The sequence below is a fragment of the Bacillus sp. S2(2024) genome (assembly GCF_050474045.1).
GTDB lineage: Bacteria > Bacillota > Bacilli > Bacillales > Bacillaceae_G > Bacillus_A > Bacillus_A yunxiaonensis.
The window spans coordinates 2,652,907-2,671,675 of sequence record NZ_JBFLUS010000003.1; the positions used below are offsets into that span (position 1 = coordinate 2,652,907).

17 protein-coding genes are annotated in these 18,769 nt (G+C 36.3%); 4 read left to right on the top strand and 13 right to left on the bottom strand.

The window, feature by feature from the left end:
- Nucleotides 1-291: 291 nt before the first annotated feature.
- Nucleotides 292-3,015 carry an aconitate hydratase AcnA gene (gene acnA / locus AB1284_RS13330; protein WP_429748768.1) on the bottom strand — a complete coding sequence of 908 codons (2,724 nt, stop codon included), beginning with the start codon at nucleotides 3,013-3,015 and terminating at the stop codon, nucleotides 292-294.
- A gap of 320 nt (nucleotides 3,016-3,335) precedes the next feature.
- Here acnA and sspO point away from each other — a divergent pair, with 320 nt between their 5' ends.
- Nucleotides 3,336-3,485 carry a small acid-soluble spore protein O gene (sspO, locus tag AB1284_RS13335; protein WP_429748766.1) on the top strand — a complete coding sequence of 50 codons (150 nt, stop codon included), beginning with the start codon at nucleotides 3,336-3,338 and terminating at the stop codon, nucleotides 3,483-3,485.
- Nucleotides 3,486-3,519: 34 nt separating this feature from the next.
- On the opposite strand, the gene AB1284_RS13340 is transcribed toward sspO, so the two are convergent.
- Nucleotides 3,520-4,200 (bottom strand): polysaccharide deacetylase family protein, encoded by a 681-nt coding sequence (locus AB1284_RS13340; RefSeq protein WP_429754270.1) that lies wholly within the window; start codon nucleotides 4,198-4,200, stop codon nucleotides 3,520-3,522.
- Between the two features lie 91 nt (nucleotides 4,201-4,291).
- Entirely contained in the window at nucleotides 4,292-4,555 is a 264-nt protein-coding gene (locus AB1284_RS13345) for a hypothetical protein (RefSeq protein ID WP_429748764.1), read from the bottom strand.
- A gap of 206 nt (nucleotides 4,556-4,761) precedes the next feature.
- Here AB1284_RS13345 and AB1284_RS13350 point away from each other — a divergent pair, with 206 nt between their 5' ends.
- Both AB1284_RS13350 and AB1284_RS13355 read left to right on the top strand, forming a co-directional pair.
- Nucleotides 4,762-4,908 (top strand): small acid-soluble spore protein P, encoded by a 147-nt coding sequence (locus AB1284_RS13350; RefSeq protein WP_429748763.1) that lies wholly within the window; start codon nucleotides 4,762-4,764, stop codon nucleotides 4,906-4,908.
- 149 nt (nucleotides 4,909-5,057) lie between these two features.
- Entirely contained in the window at nucleotides 5,058-5,441 is a 384-nt protein-coding gene (locus AB1284_RS13355) for an Hsp20/alpha crystallin family protein (protein WP_429748761.1), read from the top strand.
- 243 nt (nucleotides 5,442-5,684) lie between these two features.
- Here the strand turns inward: AB1284_RS13355 and AB1284_RS13360 are convergent, their stop codons facing one another.
- Together AB1284_RS13360 and AB1284_RS13365 are read right to left on the bottom strand one after the other, a co-directional pair.
- Nucleotides 5,685-6,917 (bottom strand): MDR family MFS transporter, encoded by a 1,233-nt coding sequence (locus AB1284_RS13360; protein WP_429748760.1) that lies wholly within the window; start codon nucleotides 6,915-6,917, stop codon nucleotides 5,685-5,687.
- 87 nt (nucleotides 6,918-7,004) lie between these two features.
- On the bottom strand, nucleotides 7,005-7,397 hold the full coding sequence (locus tag AB1284_RS13365; protein ID WP_429754269.1) for a hypothetical protein: 393 nt from the start codon (nucleotides 7,395-7,397) through the stop codon (nucleotides 7,005-7,007).
- 140 nt (nucleotides 7,398-7,537) lie between these two features.
- On the opposite strand from AB1284_RS13365, the gene AB1284_RS13370 reads away from it, so the two are divergent.
- The gene (locus AB1284_RS13370; protein ID WP_429748758.1) at nucleotides 7,538-8,746 is read left to right on the top strand and encodes an alanyl-tRNA editing protein; all 1,209 of its coding nucleotides are present in this window, start codon (nucleotides 7,538-7,540) and stop codon (nucleotides 8,744-8,746) included.
- A 123-nt stretch (nucleotides 8,747-8,869) separates the two neighbouring features.
- On the opposite strand, the gene AB1284_RS13375 is transcribed toward AB1284_RS13370, so the two are convergent.
- The 8 genes from AB1284_RS13375 to AB1284_RS13410 form a co-directional block, all read right to left on the bottom strand.
- The gene (locus AB1284_RS13375) at nucleotides 8,870-9,964 is read right to left on the bottom strand and encodes an acetyl-CoA C-acyltransferase (RefSeq protein WP_429748756.1); all 1,095 of its coding nucleotides are present in this window, start codon (nucleotides 9,962-9,964) and stop codon (nucleotides 8,870-8,872) included.
- Nucleotides 9,957-11,420 carry an acyl-CoA synthetase gene (locus AB1284_RS13380; RefSeq protein WP_429748754.1) on the bottom strand — a complete coding sequence of 488 codons (1,464 nt, stop codon included), beginning with the start codon at nucleotides 11,418-11,420 and terminating at the stop codon, nucleotides 9,957-9,959. The genes AB1284_RS13375 and AB1284_RS13380 overlap by 8 nt, the downstream gene beginning before the upstream one ends.
- A gap of 39 nt (nucleotides 11,421-11,459) precedes the next feature.
- Entirely contained in the window at nucleotides 11,460-12,020 is a 561-nt protein-coding gene (locus AB1284_RS13385; RefSeq protein ID WP_429748753.1) for a biotin transporter BioY, read from the bottom strand.
- A 119-nt stretch (nucleotides 12,021-12,139) separates the two neighbouring features.
- On the bottom strand, nucleotides 12,140-13,753 hold the full coding sequence (locus AB1284_RS13390) for a long-chain fatty acid--CoA ligase (RefSeq protein ID WP_429748751.1): 1,614 nt from the start codon (nucleotides 13,751-13,753) through the stop codon (nucleotides 12,140-12,142).
- A gap of 101 nt (nucleotides 13,754-13,854) precedes the next feature.
- Nucleotides 13,855-15,282: an amino acid permease gene (locus AB1284_RS13395; protein ID WP_429748750.1), complete on the bottom strand. Its 1,428-nt coding sequence runs from the start codon at nucleotides 15,280-15,282 to the stop codon at nucleotides 13,855-13,857.
- A 105-nt stretch (nucleotides 15,283-15,387) separates the two neighbouring features.
- Entirely contained in the window at nucleotides 15,388-16,839 is a 1,452-nt protein-coding gene (locus AB1284_RS13400) for an RNA-guided endonuclease InsQ/TnpB family protein (protein WP_429748748.1), read from the bottom strand.
- Nucleotides 16,840-16,988: 149 nt separating this feature from the next.
- Nucleotides 16,989-17,564: a GNAT family N-acetyltransferase gene (locus tag AB1284_RS13405; RefSeq protein ID WP_429748746.1), complete on the bottom strand. Its 576-nt coding sequence runs from the start codon at nucleotides 17,562-17,564 to the stop codon at nucleotides 16,989-16,991.
- Between the two features lie 24 nt (nucleotides 17,565-17,588).
- Nucleotides 17,589-18,602 carry a S66 family peptidase gene (locus AB1284_RS13410; protein WP_429748744.1) on the bottom strand — a complete coding sequence of 338 codons (1,014 nt, stop codon included), beginning with the start codon at nucleotides 18,600-18,602 and terminating at the stop codon, nucleotides 17,589-17,591.
- Nucleotides 18,603-18,769 lie beyond the last annotated feature (167 nt).

Genomic DNA, 18,769 nt, shown 5'->3' on the forward strand with positions numbered 1-18,769 from the left:
TGTCATTTTTCATTCGATATCGTTATAATCCAGAAACAACATTCCGATATCGATATATAGAATCTCAAGCCATCTAAGGATATCCGACTACAACAAGCATATCGATCGAAAAATGATTCACAAATATAAAAAAGGAAGGTGACACAAGCCACCTTCCTTTTTGATTTGGGTAAAAATAAATTTTTATGCAAATCGATAAATTATTATACTTAATTCATATTTCATTCCAGTATACCTAACTTTGTCACAGTATACTTAATTATTGTTCATTTAGACTAGTAAATCTATAACTTAGTTCGATACCTTAGACTCTTCTAATTTCTCACGAAGAACCATTTGTAAGATACCGCCGTGACGGTAGTAGTCGATTTCTACTTCACTATCGAAACGTGCTACTACTTCAAATTGTTTTTTGTTTCCTTCTGAGTCAGTCGCAACAACTTTTACAAGGTCGCGTGGTTTTACTGTTTTATCAATTTGAATTTCAAATGACTCTTGACCAGTAAGACCTAATGTTTCTGAACTTTCACCATCTTTAAATTGAAGCGGTAATACGCCCATTAATACAAGGTTACTGCGGTGAATACGCTCGAAGCTTTCTGCGATAACTGCTTTAATGCCTAAAAGGTTTGTACCTTTTGCAGCCCAGTCACGTGAGCTTCCCATACCGTAATCTTTACCAGCGATAACAAGAAGACCTGTTCCGTCTTGTTTGTATTTCATTGCAGCATCATAGATAGATGTCACTTCGCCTGTTGGCCAATATGTTGTGAATCCACCTTCTGTGCCAGGAGCAATTTGGTTTTTAATACGAATGTTCGCAAATGTACCGCGCATCATTACTTCATGGTTACCACGGCGAGAACCGTAAGAGTTAAAGTCAACTGGCTGCACACCATTTTCTAATAAGTAACGGCCTGCTGGTGTGTTTTTACCGATAGATCCTGCTGGTGAAATGTGGTCTGTTGTTACAGAATCACCAAATTTACCAACTACGCGCAGTCCTGAAAGTGTTTCCACTTCACCTGGCTCTTTTGATAACCCTTCGAAGAACGGCGGGTTTTGGATATATGTTGAGTCGTTATCCCAAGTATATAACGCTTCGTTTGAAGTTTGGATTTCATTCCAGCGTTCGTTGCTGTTAAATACTTGTGCATATTCTTTCTTAAATAGTTCAGAAGTTACAACATTTTGTACAACTTCTTCGATTTCTGCCGCTGTTGGCCAGATGTCGTTAAAGTAAATTGGGTTACCCTTTGCATCGTTACCGATTGCATCATTTTTCAAGTCGATATCAACTGTACCAGCAAGTGCATAAGCCACAACTAATGGTGGAGATGCTAAATAGTTTGCTTTTACAAGCGGATGAATACGACCTTCAAAATTACGGTTACCAGAAAGGACAGATGTTACTAATAAGTCATTTGCAGCAATAGATTCTTCTAATTCTGGTGCTAATGGACCGGAGTTACCGATACAAGTTGTACAACCGTAACCTACTGTTTGGAAGCCTAATTGATCTAAGTAAGTTGTTAATCCTGATTTATCTAAGTATTCTGTAACAACTTTAGATCCTGGTGCTAATGATGTTTTTACATAACCAGGTACTTTCATTCCTTTTTCAATTGCTTTTTTCGCAACTAAGCCTGCACCAATTAACACATATGGGTTAGATGTATTTGTACAGCTTGTAATTGCTGCGATTGCAATTGCACCTGTTTTCATTGTTACTTCTTGATCTTGTAATACAACTTTCATTTCTTTATCAAATTCTTGCTCTGAGAAGCCGAATCCTTGGTTACCAACTGGTGCTACAACAGCTTTACGGAACTCACCTTTCATGTTAGAAAGAGGAATTAAGTCTTGTGGACGTTTTGGACCAGAAAGGTTAGACTCAATTGTATTTAAATCAATTTCAACAAGATCTGTATAGATTGGATCTTGACTATCAGCTGTATAGAATAAGCCGTTCGCTTTACAATATTCTTCAACGATGCGAATTTGTTCTTCGCTTCTTCCTGTTAAACGTAAGTAATCTAATGAAATATCATCGATTGGGAAGAATCCACAAGTTGCACCGTACTCTGGTGCCATGTTAGAAATTGTTGCACGGTCAGCTAATGGCATGCTTTGTAAACCGCTGCCAAAGAACTCAACAAATTTTCCAACTACACCTTTTTGACGCAATACTTGTGTTACTTTTAATGCAACGTCTGTTGCTGTTGTACCACTTGGAAGTGTACCAGTTAATTTCACACCGATTACTTCTGGAACTGGGAAGTATGATGGCTGTCCAAGCATACCAGCTTCTGCTTCAATACCACCAACGCCCCATCCAAGAACACCAATTCCGTTAATCATTGTTGTATGAGAATCAGTTCCTACTAATGAGTCTGGATATGCAACAAGTTCACCTTCGGCATTTTTCACTGCATGAACAACTGGTGCTAAATACTCAAGGTTTACTTGGTGAACGATACCTGTTGCTGGCGGAACTGCACGGTAGTTATCAAATGATTTTTGTGCCCAGCTTAAAAATTTATAACGTTCTTCATTACGTTTAAACTCTAAGTCCATGTTAAATTGAAGCGCGTCTGGTGTACCCGCTCTATCTACCTGTACAGAGTGGTCAATAACAAGATCAACTGTAATTTCTGGATTGATTTTATCAGGATCTCCGCCCATATCTGCCATTGCTTTGCGAAGAGAAGCTAAATCAACAACAGCTGGAACTCCTGTAAAGTCTTGTAAAATAACACGAGATGGTTTAAACGGTACATCGATATCTTGAATATCTTTCGTTCCCCATTTCGCTAAATTTTCAACATGTTCTTCTTTAATAACACGGCCATCAACTTGACGAAGTACTGATTCAAGTAATACTTTAATTGAATATGGTAGCTTAGAAACATTACCTACCCCTGCGTTTTCAAGCGCTTTCAGATTATAATAGTGATACGTATTTCCATCTACTTCAAATGTTGCGCGAGTTTGAAATGGATTGTGTTTTACCATTATGGTTACCCCCCTGTTAAACGTGACTGAAATTGTCTGAATATAAAATGTAGACAAACTTTTCAATACCTTACGATAATATATTATTACAACTTAATGGATAAGTAAATAAGAAGAAACTTATAGTTTTTCATAAGTTTTCTTTATAACTTCGTTGCTGCATATTAAATTACTGGTTAACAGATACTATTTTTATAAAGTGAAACTGCTTTTTAGAAAGCGTCTTTCTTTATAAAAATTGAACTATCTAGGTTCTTATGGTTAGTTTTATTTTCATTCTCAACCAAATTTCCAAGCCAAAAATATTAGGGGGAATCATAATGGGAAAACGTAAAGCAAATCATGTCATTCCAGAAATGAACGCAGCCTCTGCACAAGGACAAGGTACAGGGTATAATGAGGAATTTTCGAATGAGCCATTAACAGCAGCTCAACGTCAAAACAATAAAAAGCGTAAAAAGAATCATTAAAACAAAATCCCAAAAGATTATCTTTTGGGATTTTTCAATGCTTATACTTCAATAACTCCGATACTTTCACGAATCGATACCCTTGTTTTTGCAAAGCTGGTAAAATCTCTTTTAATGCTTCGACAGTTTGGCTTCTATCGCCTCCTCCATCATGCAATAAAACAATATCACCACTCTTCGCATTATTTAAAACGTGATTTACAATCTTATCCTTTCCAGGATTAGACCAATCTCTTGGATCTTGATGCCAAGACCATAATACAATTTCATATCCTGCTTCTGTTGCCGTTTTAAATACAGATTCATTAATATATCCACCAGGTGGACGAAAAAGAAGAGGTTTATCTATCCATTTTTGTAAATACCGTTTTCCCTCTAGAATATCATTTTCGAGTTTTTGTCCTGTTGCACTGCGTGCATACAAATGATTCATTGTATGATTACCAATTTCATGCCCTTCCTTTAACGCTTGATCAATTAAATATGGATTACGCTTAACTCGGAATCCAATCATAAAAAAAGTTGCTTCAGCATTATATTGGCGCAATATATTTAAAATTTGAGGTGTATATGTAGAATCCGGGCCATCATCGAATGTTATTGCTATTATTTTTTCATTAGTTGGCACTTCCCATGTTACGTGACCAGTTGGTTCTAACTCTTTTCTCATTAACATTTTTGCATCAACATGTTCAATTCCTATCATACTTAACATAACAATAATACAACTAATTATAATGCATTTTCCTTTAATTATCATGAGCTCGTCTTATGTGAAAAGGCTGCTGAGACTACTCAACAACCTATTAATCACGCACTTCCTCCACATTTTGCATAATATGTTGCAAATCTTGTTCATATTGTTGCAATTGCTTTCGCTGTGTTTCAGAAGCAACTTCTAATGCATTTTGAATTTGTTCATATGCTTCATGCACTTCTTGACGTAAATGTTTTAAATCCTGTGCATAATTTGGATCGTTTTTTACAATGTTGTTATATACATTTTCTGCATCCACCGTTCCTTGCTGTGCAGCTTGAAATGCTTGTTGCTTATCTTTATGATACGGCATAATCATTCCCCTTTCTGTTATTACTCTCCATTATCTTTTACCTTTACCTCAAAAAACATTCTCGTATAAATTTATGAAGTTTTCTCATCCTAATATAGAGCGGAATTTTAGACTTGGTACTTTCCTTCCGCTAATTCATTTCGCTAATCGAACTCTACTGTTCATTTGAATAACCACTAAAGCACAAGAAAAAGAGGGGTATAATAATGGAGAAAAATAACAGAAAATCCACTCGTAAAAATTCTCCGCAAGGACAAGTTTCTGGTGGTCAACCAGAACCGTTAAGCGGATCACACAAAGTAAAAAATAAAAAACATACGCGTCAAAAAAATCATGCTCACCATGACATGTAAAAAAGCAGACAGTGCATGCGCACTGTCTTTTTATCATATATTTCTAATATCTTCTCTTCTTTTTAAGCACATTTCCCCCTTTCTTTTTCACCTCTATTCTCAAAGTGAATATCGTAATATGAATGAATTTTTATGGAGGTTTTCTTACAATGGGCAAGAAAAAGAAAAAAGACTGCCTTTTTCATGTTGATGGCTTTGAAGAATGGATGAATCAATTTTGCTCCGATTTATACGCAAATTCCCCCTCTCCAAACGGTATCCATGTTGACCTTTTTGAAACAGAGCAAGAATATATTTTAGAAGCCGATATTCCGAACATATTAGAGCGAAATATTCTGATTAAAAAGATGGAGACAGGCCTACAAATTAACATATTTTGTAACAATTCTGCCTTGCAGCATATGATTTTCTTACCAACCAATATTATATATAAAAAAATGTTAGCCTATCTTGATAATGGTCTTCTTACCATTCACATTTCTAAAACAGAAACAGCGCAATTAACAGAACAAACTGTCCTCTTTACAGAATGAATAGTCATATAAAAATCTAACACATGAGATAAGAAATACCCTTTTTTCTACAAAATAAAGTGAAATTGCCATCAGTGAGAGTATTACTGCCCACATATGGCATGATAGAGCAGAAAGTAACAGAAAATTTGAAAGCGATTAACACCTTAAAACTACTATTGCACTGGCAATAATAAAAGGAGGCTGATTTTTAAAATGATCAGCCTCCTTTATTCATAAAACTTTATTTCGTCCCTACACGCATTACATTTGCGCTTCCCATTTTTCTTCTATCGTTCTTTTACGCAGCAAACTTCTTGTCAACAACAGAATCGGAAATGCAAGCATTGAAAGCACCGCCAAAATTGTAAAAATCGTAAAACCATTATGGTAACCGTAATGATCTAACAGCAGCCCGCCAAACCATGGCCCAATAACAGCTCCAATTCCTGAGAATCCCATTGCCCCGAAATATGTTCCCTTTAAATTTGCAACAGCAATTTGATCAATAAACACATCTGTCATAGAAAACATTAATACTTCTCCAATTGTAAATATGATCGTACAAACGAAAACAGCCCACATTGATCCCGCAAATCCAAATCCACATAATCCTACACCAACAAGTAATGTACCAACCATAATGGATACAAGCGGTGTATACTTTTTACAAACTTGAATGAGTGGATACTGAACAATTACTACAGTAATAGCGTTTAATGTTAATGCATAAGAAAATAATTTCACTCCATTTTCAAATAGATGGGAGTTCGCGAAATATTGAGAAAGCGTTGATGAAAATTGTGAGTATCCTGCTGTACTAATAATAATTCCAATTAATGCAACTAAAAAAACAATGTCTTTTCTTATAATGCGCAAGGAATCCATAAAAGTAACTCGTTCTGTCTCTTCTGTTTTTTCTTCTCCAACATGATACTTTCGAAGTTGTAATGCGAGTACAATTGTATAAAGAGCATACATAATAGCTGCTATAAAAAATGGTGTTGTTGATTCAGCAGTTCCAACCTGAAGACCAACAAGCGGCCCAATCGCAACACCAACATTAATAGCACCATAACGTAAGTTAAACATCATTAAACGATGCTCCGGCTTTGTTAAATCGGATAATAAGGCGCGAGACGTTGGCTCAAAAAATGAACGACACATCCCATTTAGCGCATTTAGTAAGAAAAATGTTAAAACATGCTCCGCAAATCCAAATCCAATAAATACACAAATCCAAACAATAATAGATGATAACATAATCTTTTTTCGTCCATAACGATCTGATAAATTCCCGCCAATGAAACTTGTAAATACACCTACTAATGCGCTCGTTCCAATAATCGCTCCTGTAACTCCTGCTGATATTCCTTTTGCATTCGTCAAGTAAATTGCTAAAAACGGAATACTCATTGATGTTGCAAACCTTGCAAATAATGTTCCAATAATAATAGTCATCCCGATAGGATGAATATGTTGTAACTTCCCCTTCATCTCTTTCACCTTCTCTATCTACAAATACAATACAAAGAAAAAGAAAGCTGAAAAGCAGCTTCCTTTGAAAACATGATTTTTGTTTTCCTAAACGCGAGCCGTTCGTTTTAGCTCCATATCAATACCATATGTAAATTGTAATTCTTTTAATACTGCCTCTGCTTCAATGTCTATATTATGTTTACTATTAAACTCAGCTACCCAACTCTCTACTTCTTCATGTGTATAGCTATATTCTCCAGCTATCCAACTTTTCATATCAAAACATTCATTAATACAAACCTGAATAAGCAACTGATCGTACATAGCGATTACATCTTCTTTCTTCCATAACAATTCTTTCACATATAACCGATCAAACGTTACACTTTCTCGGTTACATTCTGTTAAATGCCGGGTCATTTCATGCAATTCTCGGTATATCTCAGAAATATTCGTATTCAGATGAATCAGTTTACGTACACCATTTTCATATAACATTTCATCCACCCCCGTTATGTTCCCCTTTTTCTTATTATAGCAAGAAAATTCTAAAAAAGAGAATTTTTCTTATGAAATATTAGGAAAGTGATACGTATTGTTTTACAATGAAAATAGTTACATTTGAAAGGAGTATAGACGTGAACCAAAAATTATATTACAAAGATACATACTTACAAACATTCGCAGCTCAAATTACAAAACAAACGCGTGACAACGATGGTAATATATATGTCGTATTAACAGAAACAGCTTTTTATCCAACTGGCGGTGGGCAGCCACATGATACGGGACAGTTAAATCAAACTCCTGTTATAAATGTGGAGGAAATAGATGGAGAAATTCGCCATTACATTACTAAAGAAATACATACAAATGAAGTAACAGGAGGTATTTCTTGGAAACGCCGTTTCGATCATATGCAACAACACGCTGGACAACATATTTTGTCTGCTATATTTTGGGACCATTTTAATATTCCAACAATCGGTTTTCATTTAGGAAGAGAAATCGTAACAATTGATTTAGAAACTTCCGACCTTTCTTTAGAAACTGCCGAAGAAGCTGCTTACCTTGCTAATCAAATTGTTTTTGAAAATCGTCCTATTACAGTTCAATGGGTAAACCAAGAAGAAGCAAAACAGCTTCCCCTTCGCAAGGAACCAACTGTAACAGAAAACATTCGTGTTGTGATTATTGAAAATCTTGATTATAACGGCTGTGGCGGTACACATCCAAAACAAACTGGTGAAGTCGGCCCGATTCAGATTATCGATTGGGAGCGTCATAAAGGAAACATTCGACTTACATTTGTTTGCGGCTGGCGTACAATTGAACTTATGAAGCGCAATCAAGCTCTCGTAAAAAGCGCAGCCCAGCAATTACATAGTAAAGAAGACGATATTCCAAACAAAATAAATCAGCTCCTTTCTTCTCAAAAGGAAAATGAAAAAGCACTGCAAGCAGCCAATGAAAAACTCATTCTTGTAGAAGCAAATGAATTATTACAACAAGCAGAGAAAACTTCGTTTGGAAAACAAATTGCAGTTAACTTTACAGATCGCTCTATGCAGGAACTGGCTAAATTAGCAGCTCTCATTACAGAGCAAGAGGAACATATCATTACACATTTTGTTACACAAAACGGTGAAAATTTACAATGCATTTGCGCATGCGGTAAAGCCGTTGAGCAAAACATGAATACTCTTTTAAAAGCAGCTCTTCCCCTTATAGAAGGAAAAGGTGGAGGGAATCAAAAAAGTGCACGCGGTGGCGGAAAAGCAACCATTTCAGGTGAAGCATTTTTAAATCATCTCATTCACATACAAAAAGAAACGCAAGAAGCATAAATAGCTTCTTGCGTTTCTACTATATTTGGAGACTCTTCTCTTTCATAATATGAAGGAGTTGATGATACGAATGAATATAATAATCTGCACCTTGAATTGCTAAATTTTGAAAGGTTATGATTCCTAGCTTTCTACCTTTTCGAACAAAAGCACAAGTCCAATCCCTCCGCCAATACCTAACGTTGCAATCACGTATTTCATCTGTTCTCTTTGTGCTTGATAAAATAATCTTGTCACAAGCATTGCTCCCGATGCACCGTACGGATGTCCAAGAGCAATCGCTCCGCCGTTTACATTTAATTTTTCATAAGGAATGTTTAGCTCTTTCGCACATGCAACTATTTTGGAAGCAAACGCTTCATTCATTTCAATATAATCAATATCTTCCATGGTAAGATTCATCTGTTGCAATAATTTTTGCACCGCAAATATCGGTCCACTACCGGGAAAATGAGGATCTACACCAGCAACGACACTATGCACAAATCGTAGCACCGGTTTATAACCAAGCTTTTCAGCTTGCGTTTCATTCATAATAAGAAGTGCACACGCTCCATCATTCACTCCACATGAATTACCTGCCGTCACTGTTCCCTCTTGTAAAAAGGCAGGGCGTGTTCGTTTTATAATTCTTTCATAATTCATACGAGGCTTAATCGTTTCATCTTCTATAATATGAGAAACTGGTACAATTTCTTCTTGTAAATATCCTTTTTCTAATGCTGCTAATGTTCGTTTATAGCTTAAACATGCATACGCATCTTGCATCTCTTTTGTAATTTCGTAACGCTCAGCTATATACTCTGCAGCAACACCCATATCAGGATCGCCAATATGTTCAGGTGAGAAGCGCGCTCGTTTCTCAAATAGTGAAGTGCTTACACTTTCGGCTCCACCTGCAATGTAACAAGTTCCCGCTCCGCCCTGAATTAGATGGCATGCCAATCGAATCGCTTCCAGTCCAGCTCCGCACTGACGATCAATCGTCACACCTGGTACAGCATACGGGAGACCTGCTTCTAATGCCGATAACCGAGCTACATTCCCACCAGGCCCGACAACATTTCCGAATATAACATCATCAATTTCTTTTTCAATACCTTTACTTATATATGTAAGTAAAGGGGCCGCTAATTTTTCAACCGAATAATCTTTAAATATCCCATTTACCTTTCCAATCGGAGTGCGTTTCGCTTCAACAATTACTGCTCTATTCATACATAAACTCCTGCTTTTCAATGATTTCTTTCGCTTCTGCCCGTGCAACTTTCCCGCTGCTTGTATGAGGAATTACATCTACAAAATACCACTCTTTCGGAATTTTATAGGAAGATAACTTTCCAAAACAAAATGCCTTCAGCTCTTGTTTTGATACCGCTCCTTTAACCAGCACTACCGGTTTTTCTCCCCAATACACATCTCTCTTACCAACAACAACTGCTTCATCAACATTTGGATGCATCTGCAATACACGTTCAATTTCTTCAGGAAAGATGTTGATTCCACCATATATAATCATATTTTTTTCTCGTCCTACAATATATAAAAATCCATCTTCATCAACATACCCCACATCATGAACTGTCATCCAGCCATCACTCGTTACGTGACAAATTGGTACATCATCGATTATATACCCCATAAAAAACTGTTCACTCTTCACATAAATTGTGCCAATTTTTCCTTGCTTTACTTCTTGTCCGTCCCCATTACGAATACTAATCTTTACATTATGACATGGTCTTCCAACTGAAGATGGTTTATTTTCATTATCATGATGCGATAGTGCTGTAACAAAGCTTAATTCAGACGCGCCATAAAATTCATATCGCTTTGCCTTTGGAAAGACCTGTTTTATTTTTTGCTTTGCTTCAGCTTCCCATTTTGCACCTGATGAAATAATCTTTATCTCTCGTTCTATAACTTTTTCTTCTTTGTATAAGGACTCTAGCATTGTTGGAACTGTGTACATAACAGAAATAGCTTCATTTTCTAATATTGAAAGAACACGGTTTGGAATGAACTTTTCTGTCATATATATTGTTTGTCCTAAAAATAAAGCACTCATTGCACCGTATAAAAAGAGAGAGTGAACGAACGTTCCGGCGAGCAATACTGTATCATCCTTTTGCATATGAAAATCATGAACGTTACAAGCAAAGCTTTCTACCCATGATTGTTGTGAACGAAGAAACGCTTTTGCTTTTCCAGTTGACCCTGATGTGAATCCCATATAAAAAGGTAACTCTTCTACCTTTTCTACACAATTTACTGTAATAGAAACATTTGCTATTCTTTCAGACCACGTACTGATAGAAAATACTTTACTATTTGTTTGAGGCAACTGATTACATTTATGCTGTGCTACAACTATAATAGAAGGCTGTACGATTTGTAGTCGTTCCTCAAGTTCATGAATATTCCACTTTGGATCAAGTGGTACACAAATCCAGCCTGCCATAGCAGATCCAGCAAAAATTTGTAAAAACTCCACACTATTATCAAGCAAAATCGCAATCTTTTTATTACTTGATTCTTCCTCGCGAAGCCAATTGGCAACTTGGCATACAGATAGATGCCACTCTTTGTATGTAACTGCTCTATCTTTTATTTTGATTGCAATTTTATTCGGTTGATATTGAGCATGCACTGCATACGTTCTTGTAATTCCCACCTATTCCACTTCCTTTTCTATAACAAAAAGAAACACGTTTTAACGTGTTTCATAATGTGTACTATAAATTGTTCGTTTCAATGAACGTTGTAGTCTCGTAACAAGAATTGCTGCAAATACAGCCTTCAATATATCTCCTGGTAAGAAGACAACACTTAGTTTCGCCGCTTTTACTACACTTATATCCATCACAAAGGCCTGTACGATAACGCCGACGAAATATACAACGAAAATACCACCAATAATATTAATTAAAAATGATTTCAAAAATGTTACGTTGCGAAGGCGTTCTGCGAAATATCCAATAACAAATGCTCCGATTACATATCCCATTAAATAACCAGCACTTGGTCCTACAAAAACCGAAAATCCACCGCGTCCACCAGCTAACAATGGTGCACCCGCTGCTACAACAAGTAAAAATACGAGTTGGCTAAGAGCACCTAGACGTGATCCTAACAAACAGCCTGAAAGCATGACACCAAGTGATTGTAATGTAATCGGTACAGGTGTAAATGATAACGCAATTGGCGGTATAAATCCTAACACTGCCATAATAGCACTAAATAAAGCTACAAAAACTAAATTTCTTGTATTCATATTATGTTTTCTCCCGTTTGTAAACTATAAATTAAAATAAGGTAACATATCACATGTGATATGTTACCTTCCTCTTCTTTAATTGTCAACTAAAATATAATTATAGTTAACATTTACTTTCAACCTTCTATATAATATTGCTCCAATTCTTTTCGAAGTGCTTGCTTTAAAAACTTTCCGACTGAAGTTTTCGGAATTTCTTTCATAAAGACAATCTCATCTGGTAGCCACCATTTTGCAAATTGTGGTTTTAAAAAGTCATATAATTCTTCTTTTGTAACAGACTTACCTTGTTTTACAACAATGCATGCAACAGGACGTTCTTGCCACTGTTTATGTGGTACTGCAACAACAGCTGCTTCAAATATCGCTTCATGCGCCATCAAGGCATTTTCTAAGTCAACAGATGAAATCCATTCTCCCCCGCTTTTAATCACATCTTTCGTTCGATCCACAATTTTAATACATCCTTCTTCATCAACCGTAACGACATCTCCTGTATATAACCACCCATCTCGAAATCCCTCTACTGTTCGTTCATCTTTATAATAACTTGCTGCAATCCACGGAGCACGCAGGCATAGCTCACCCATTTCTTGTCCGTTCCATGCTATATCTCCGTTTTCTCCAATAACTTTCATTTCAACACCAGGTACTAAATAACCTTGCTTCGCACGAATCGTAAGCTGTTCTTCATATGGTAATTCACGTTCGTAACTTTTTAAACGTGCAAGTGTGACTAGTGGGCTTGTTTCTGTCATCCCATACGCATGCACAAATGGGACATTATATTTTTGTTCAAATGCGGCAATGACACTTTTCGGTGCAGCTGCACCGCCGCATAAAATTCGTTTTATATTTGATAAATCATAACGATTCTTTTCTAATTCTTGCAGAACACCAAGCCAAATTGTTGGGACACCAGCTGCTATTGTTACTTTTTCTTCCTGCATCATTTCTAATAAAATCTTCGGTGTAAACATCGGTCCTGGAAGAACTTGCTTTGATCCAAACCATGTTGCTGCAAATGGTAATCCCCAAGCGTTTACATGAAACATAGGAACAACTGGCATAGCAACATCACTTTCAGAAAGCGCCGTTGTATCTGCAAGTCCAAGCGACATACTATGCAAGACAGTACTGCGATGTGTATAAACGACACCTTTCGGATTACCTGTTGTAGCTGATGTATAGCACATACCAGCTGGCATATTTTCATCGATATCTTTTAAAAACAGAAAATTAGGATTTCCTTCTTCAAGAAGTTGTTCATAGTGGTATGCTGGTTGAAGTGAAGTTTCTGGAAGCTCTTTTTTATCGGTCATGATGATATAAGCTTGTACAGTTGATAATTCCTCTTGAATTTTCTCAACAAGTGGTACCATATCTTCATCTATGAGTAAAATGCGGTCTTCTGCATGGTTAATAATATAAGAAATATGCTGTGAAGATAAACGAATGTTAATTGTATGTAGTACAGCACCAATACTAGGAATCGCAAAATATGCTTCTACATGACGATGATGATTCCACGCCAGTGTGCCCACTCTTTCCCCTTGCTTTACACCTAGCTTTTGCAATGCACTAGACAGTCGTCTCGTTCGCTCCCCTAGTTCCTTATACGTTAGGCGTGTAATTGTACTATGTGTACGAGAAATAATTTCTTTCTTTGCAAATAACTTCTCTGCCCTTTCTATCATCGAGCTAATTGTTAATGGTACATCCATCATCATGTTTTTTGTCCCCCTTTATAAAAACGCTTTCATTTTTTTGAACAACTTCATAACGAAACAAATATAAAAAATAAAAGCTACAACTTATTACTATTTACTTGTTACTTTACATGATCAGACACTCCATCTTTGTTCACGAATACTTTTCTTTCATTTGCTTTTTTCCAAACAAAATACCCTGCTGTTACTACGATTAAAAACGGAATACCCGTTGTAAGAGTTGATTTAAACATGTCAGTAAACCAAGTTGTTATTAAAATTGCAAACATTAATACGGCTCCTAATGTAGTGAAATATGGGTATCCCCACATACGAACTGGTAAATCCCTTCCTCCGGATGCAACCCACTTCTTCCGAAAATATAAATGAGTAACAAAAATCATCATCCATGTAAACATAGCTCCGAACATTGAAATACCCATCATGAGCATGAATGCTTGATTCGGTGAAACAATTGTTAAAATTGTTGCCAGCGCAATACCAATTGTTGAGAAGAACAAAGCTGAAACAGGAACTCCTCTCTTGCTTAGTTGACCAAACCTTGCCGGTGCATAACCAGCTCTAGATAACGAAAACATCATTCGAGTTGTAATATATAATTGACTATTCATTGAAGACAAAGCTGCGATTAAAACAACAAAATTCATAATGCCAGATGCACCTGGAATATTTAATAACTCCATTACTTTAACAAAAGGACTCTTATCAACACCAGCAGCTTTCCAAGGAACAATCATTAACATGAAAGCCAATGTTAAAATATAAAAAATAATTAAGCGATAAATAGTTGAACGAAGTGCTTTAGGAACTGCTTTCTCTGGATTCTTTGCTTCGCCAGCAGTTACAGCAATCATTTCAATGCTTAAATAACTAAATAAAGCTACACAAACCGCAACCCACATGCCCCACCAACCATTTGGCAAAAATCCACCGGCATTTGTATAATTTTGAATTCCTATTTCCGGATTCGTGTTAATACCAAATACAACGTAAGCACTTAAAAGAATAAAACCAACAATAGCTACTATTTTAATTATTGAAAACCAATATTCAATCGTTCCAAATAAATTTACACTAGTGGCATTCACAAAAATAAGTAACGCCGAAAAGAGAATAACCCACATCCAACCAGGAGCAGTTGGAAACCAATATTTCATATACACTGAAACCGCTGTTACTTCAGTTCCGACCGCTACTACAATACTTGCCCAATATGCATAGCGCACAGTAAAACCTGCCCAAGGACCTATGTAATGTTCAGCATATGCTCCAAATGACCCAGAAGTAGGGTGCGCTACTGTCATCTCTGCTAGACACCCCATTAATAAAAAAGCAATAATAGCTCCAATCCCATAACTAAGTATTACGCTAGGACCAGCCAAGCCAATAGCCATCCCACTTCCTAAAAATAAACCTGTTCCAATTGCTCCGCCGATTGCAATCATAGACAGCTGCCTCGTAGATAGTCCGCGGTGCAAACCTTTCTCTCTTTCTATAATTTCTTGAAAATGCGTTTCTTCCTTCTCCATATAGCCCCTCCATTCCTACTTATTAGTAAAAACTTAGATAAGTATGAAAACTCCCGCCACTCATCTCCTTTAGATTTTGAAGTGGGGGTTTCTCGTGTATCACCTTCAAAAGATGCTTAACACGAGTGGAGTTGACACAGCTGCCTGATGGCACAACCCCTCTATTCCATCGGTAAATGCCTTTGGAACTGCTTTTTTTAAGATGTTATAGGAACCATTCACATCTGCGTTCAGTAGTTTATTCTCTTTCGTGCGATACAAACCACGTTTGATACGTTTCCCACTGAATACAGGAATGTCTTCCTCACCATAAGTGGGGATTACATCATCGTCTAGAAAGGATGCCTTACTTGTATATGATTCTTCTACGACTTGTACGGCAATACCTTTTGTTTTTGCCTTATAGGTGATCATTTCAATGAGTAGATTATGCGGGATATGGCAGAACGATTGATTCTGTCGTTTCCCCATCTCACTATTTTGTTTCCATGATGTATTTTTCCCGATCACAATCATAGAAATCTCCTGTTGAATCGCCAACTGGACAATATGATAACTCATTTTATGAAAGAGATCTTTTATTTTAACAGAGCGTTTTTCATGAAGCCTCTCTAAACGCTTCGTTGTGTGTGGTCCTTCTTTTGGTTCTTTTCCATGACGAAGAATCCCTAGCAAGTAAGCCTTTTTCTTGTTGTAGGATTGATTGATACTTTTGATCACATTGCCCTTTACTAACACAGGAGTGGCCCCGGTATTCGTTGTGATAGTTGCAATGTTATTGATTCCTAAGTCAATACTCATATAACGATTATTATCGGCATGTTCAGGTGCTGAATCGGACTGTTCTGTTATAATTTCTACTTTAAACTTTCCATAAGCAGGAGCAACACGTACCTCTTTCAGATTTTCGATATGCCCAAACAATTTACCGATATTTAATTTTATACTTGTTTTTGGAAAACGAATGTACTTATCTTGGAGTTTACATACTTGATTCGTGAAAACAATTTCTTTCATAGATGATTTCATATATTTTGGAATGCAAGGTCTGCCCGTAAAAGTGGAAGGATGTTTCTGATATGCTTTCATGGAAGCAAAGAATGATTTCCAGTTTTGATATAACTTCTTCATAACCGCTTGATTCGTTTGCGCCGGCAAATTCATATAATCTTGTTGTTTCATTGTTTTAAACAAACAATCTAGAAAATTATAGGATAGAAACGATTTCTCTTTTGTCGGGAATGCAAACAGATTACATTTGATTTCTTTCTGTTCTTCTACCAGTTTTTCTTTTTGCTTTTGCACACGTTTTTGGTACGCACGAAGTTGATTTTTATTCATATCTTCAATATGTGCTTGCAATGTATGGAAAACTTCTTGTTGAAGAGGCTGTAATGACTGATCAGTACGTAAGGCCGTATACACTTGGCGAATATAGAAGTTTGTTGTATTGTAGAGATTTTTTGCGTTTTGACACATTTCTAGGAAGTAAGAGTATAACTTATGACCTTTCTTGATCCAAATTTGATAGGTTGCATATTCTTTTTCTTTCGTCATAATTTTCACCTCCTTCTTTCTTTCATGATACTACAAAACACCGAAAAAGAACGGTATATTCATTAATATTTTTAGAAAATTTAGATAAATATTTATACATTTTTTTCTTGTCTTCACCTTTAAAAACAAAAGGAAGAGTAAGCCCTACACTACTCTTCCTTTTGGGTATTGTATTCATCCTGCAAAATAGCATACATTTTCGTATCTCGATATGCCCCTTTCACAAACATATCTTTTTGAAACGTTCTCTCATATTGCATTCCTAAGCGTTTCATCACTTGTTCTGATTGAACATTACTAGCATGACACCTTGCTTCAATACGGTTTAACTGTAATGTTTCAAATCCATAGCATATAAATGCTTTCGCTGCTTCCGTCGCGAATCCTTGTCGCCAATAGTTTTTCGATAATGCATACGCCAATTCTGCCTTGTGATGATTCTTGTCATATTCGATGAAACCGCACGTTCCAATCATTTTCTGTTCCTTTTTCAACTCTATTCCGTAAGCTGCAACCTCTTCTTTTTCATATTGATGTAGGATTGATTGAATGAACATTTGTGAATCCTGTAGTTTTTCATGTGGATACCATACCGTATAGGTTGTGATTTCTGGATTTGAAGCATATTCAAATATATCAGCAGCATCTTGTATTGTTAACGGCCGTAAACATAATCGTTCTGTAATGAGTGTTGGATATTTTTCTGAGATATTTCTATACTTCATTCATGTCAGTTCCTTTCTACATCCCTACTTAAAATGCTGTGTAATTACTCCTTTACCCTCTTCCACTTCGATTTCTGCAAATGCTCCGTTTATAAATGTAATTTGCGGAGGCATATGACCACAATCTACATCATAAATAATTGGAATTTGAAGTTCATCAGTAAGTTCTTGATATACATCTTCGGCAGTATAATCATTGACTTGATGGTTTGCAGCACTGCGGCCAAATAAAATACCTGAACAATTATCAAACCAACCAGCCAGTTTCATTTGAACCAACGTACGTCGTAAATCAGTAGTAGTTAACTCACAATTTTCAAAGTACCAAATGAACGGATCGTCATGAAAATACTTCTTCCTAAACTCTTGCACGTTACCAAATGGTGTGCCAATAAGGTGTCTAATCACATCGATACATCCGCCAAGTAATCGACCTGCAATTTTCACATTTTTATGCGGAATTGTTTTCCAATTTGTGTCTTCTGTTAAATGAAAAACACATGGAGATGGATTATCATGCTGCCATTTCTTTTGATATTTCTCTGAGGAGTATTGGATAATTGAAGAACCTGTTTCCGTTGATAAAACATTTTGCCACATCGCTGTTGTATCATCGGAGTATTCGCCCCTTAAATCTACTAAATTTGTTCCGTGAGCAGTCGCTATTCCTGTGTTTAAAGTTATTGCTAATAATAAGGTACTTGTATCCGAGTACCCTAGTATCCATTTCTTGTTTATCTTTTCAAAATCAATTTCTTCTAGTATTTCAATTAATAGTTCACCACCCCAAGGAGGAATGATTATATCAATGTTTTCATCTTGCATCATTTCTATAAATTCATTTGCTCTCTTTTTCGCACTAGAGGACTTAGCTTTCTCCTGTGTCCAAACTGTTTCTCCGCAAACGACTGTATAACCTTTTCTTTCCATACTTTCACAAGATTGTTTAAACATATTATGCAGTGCTACATCTACCCCAGACGAAGGTGCTGTTACACCAATCGTTGCTCCTTTTTGTAAAAATGGATATTTTATCATATGTATTTCCCCATCCTTTTCTATATATCTAGATTTACATTCGTTGGACTACCCTTAAAACCCTTCATTTCAAGCAATCACCGTGTCAAATCATTGTTTCTTATTCTTAAAATAACTTACTCATAAGCTTAATTCGAAATAATATAACATTCACATTTTAGGTATAA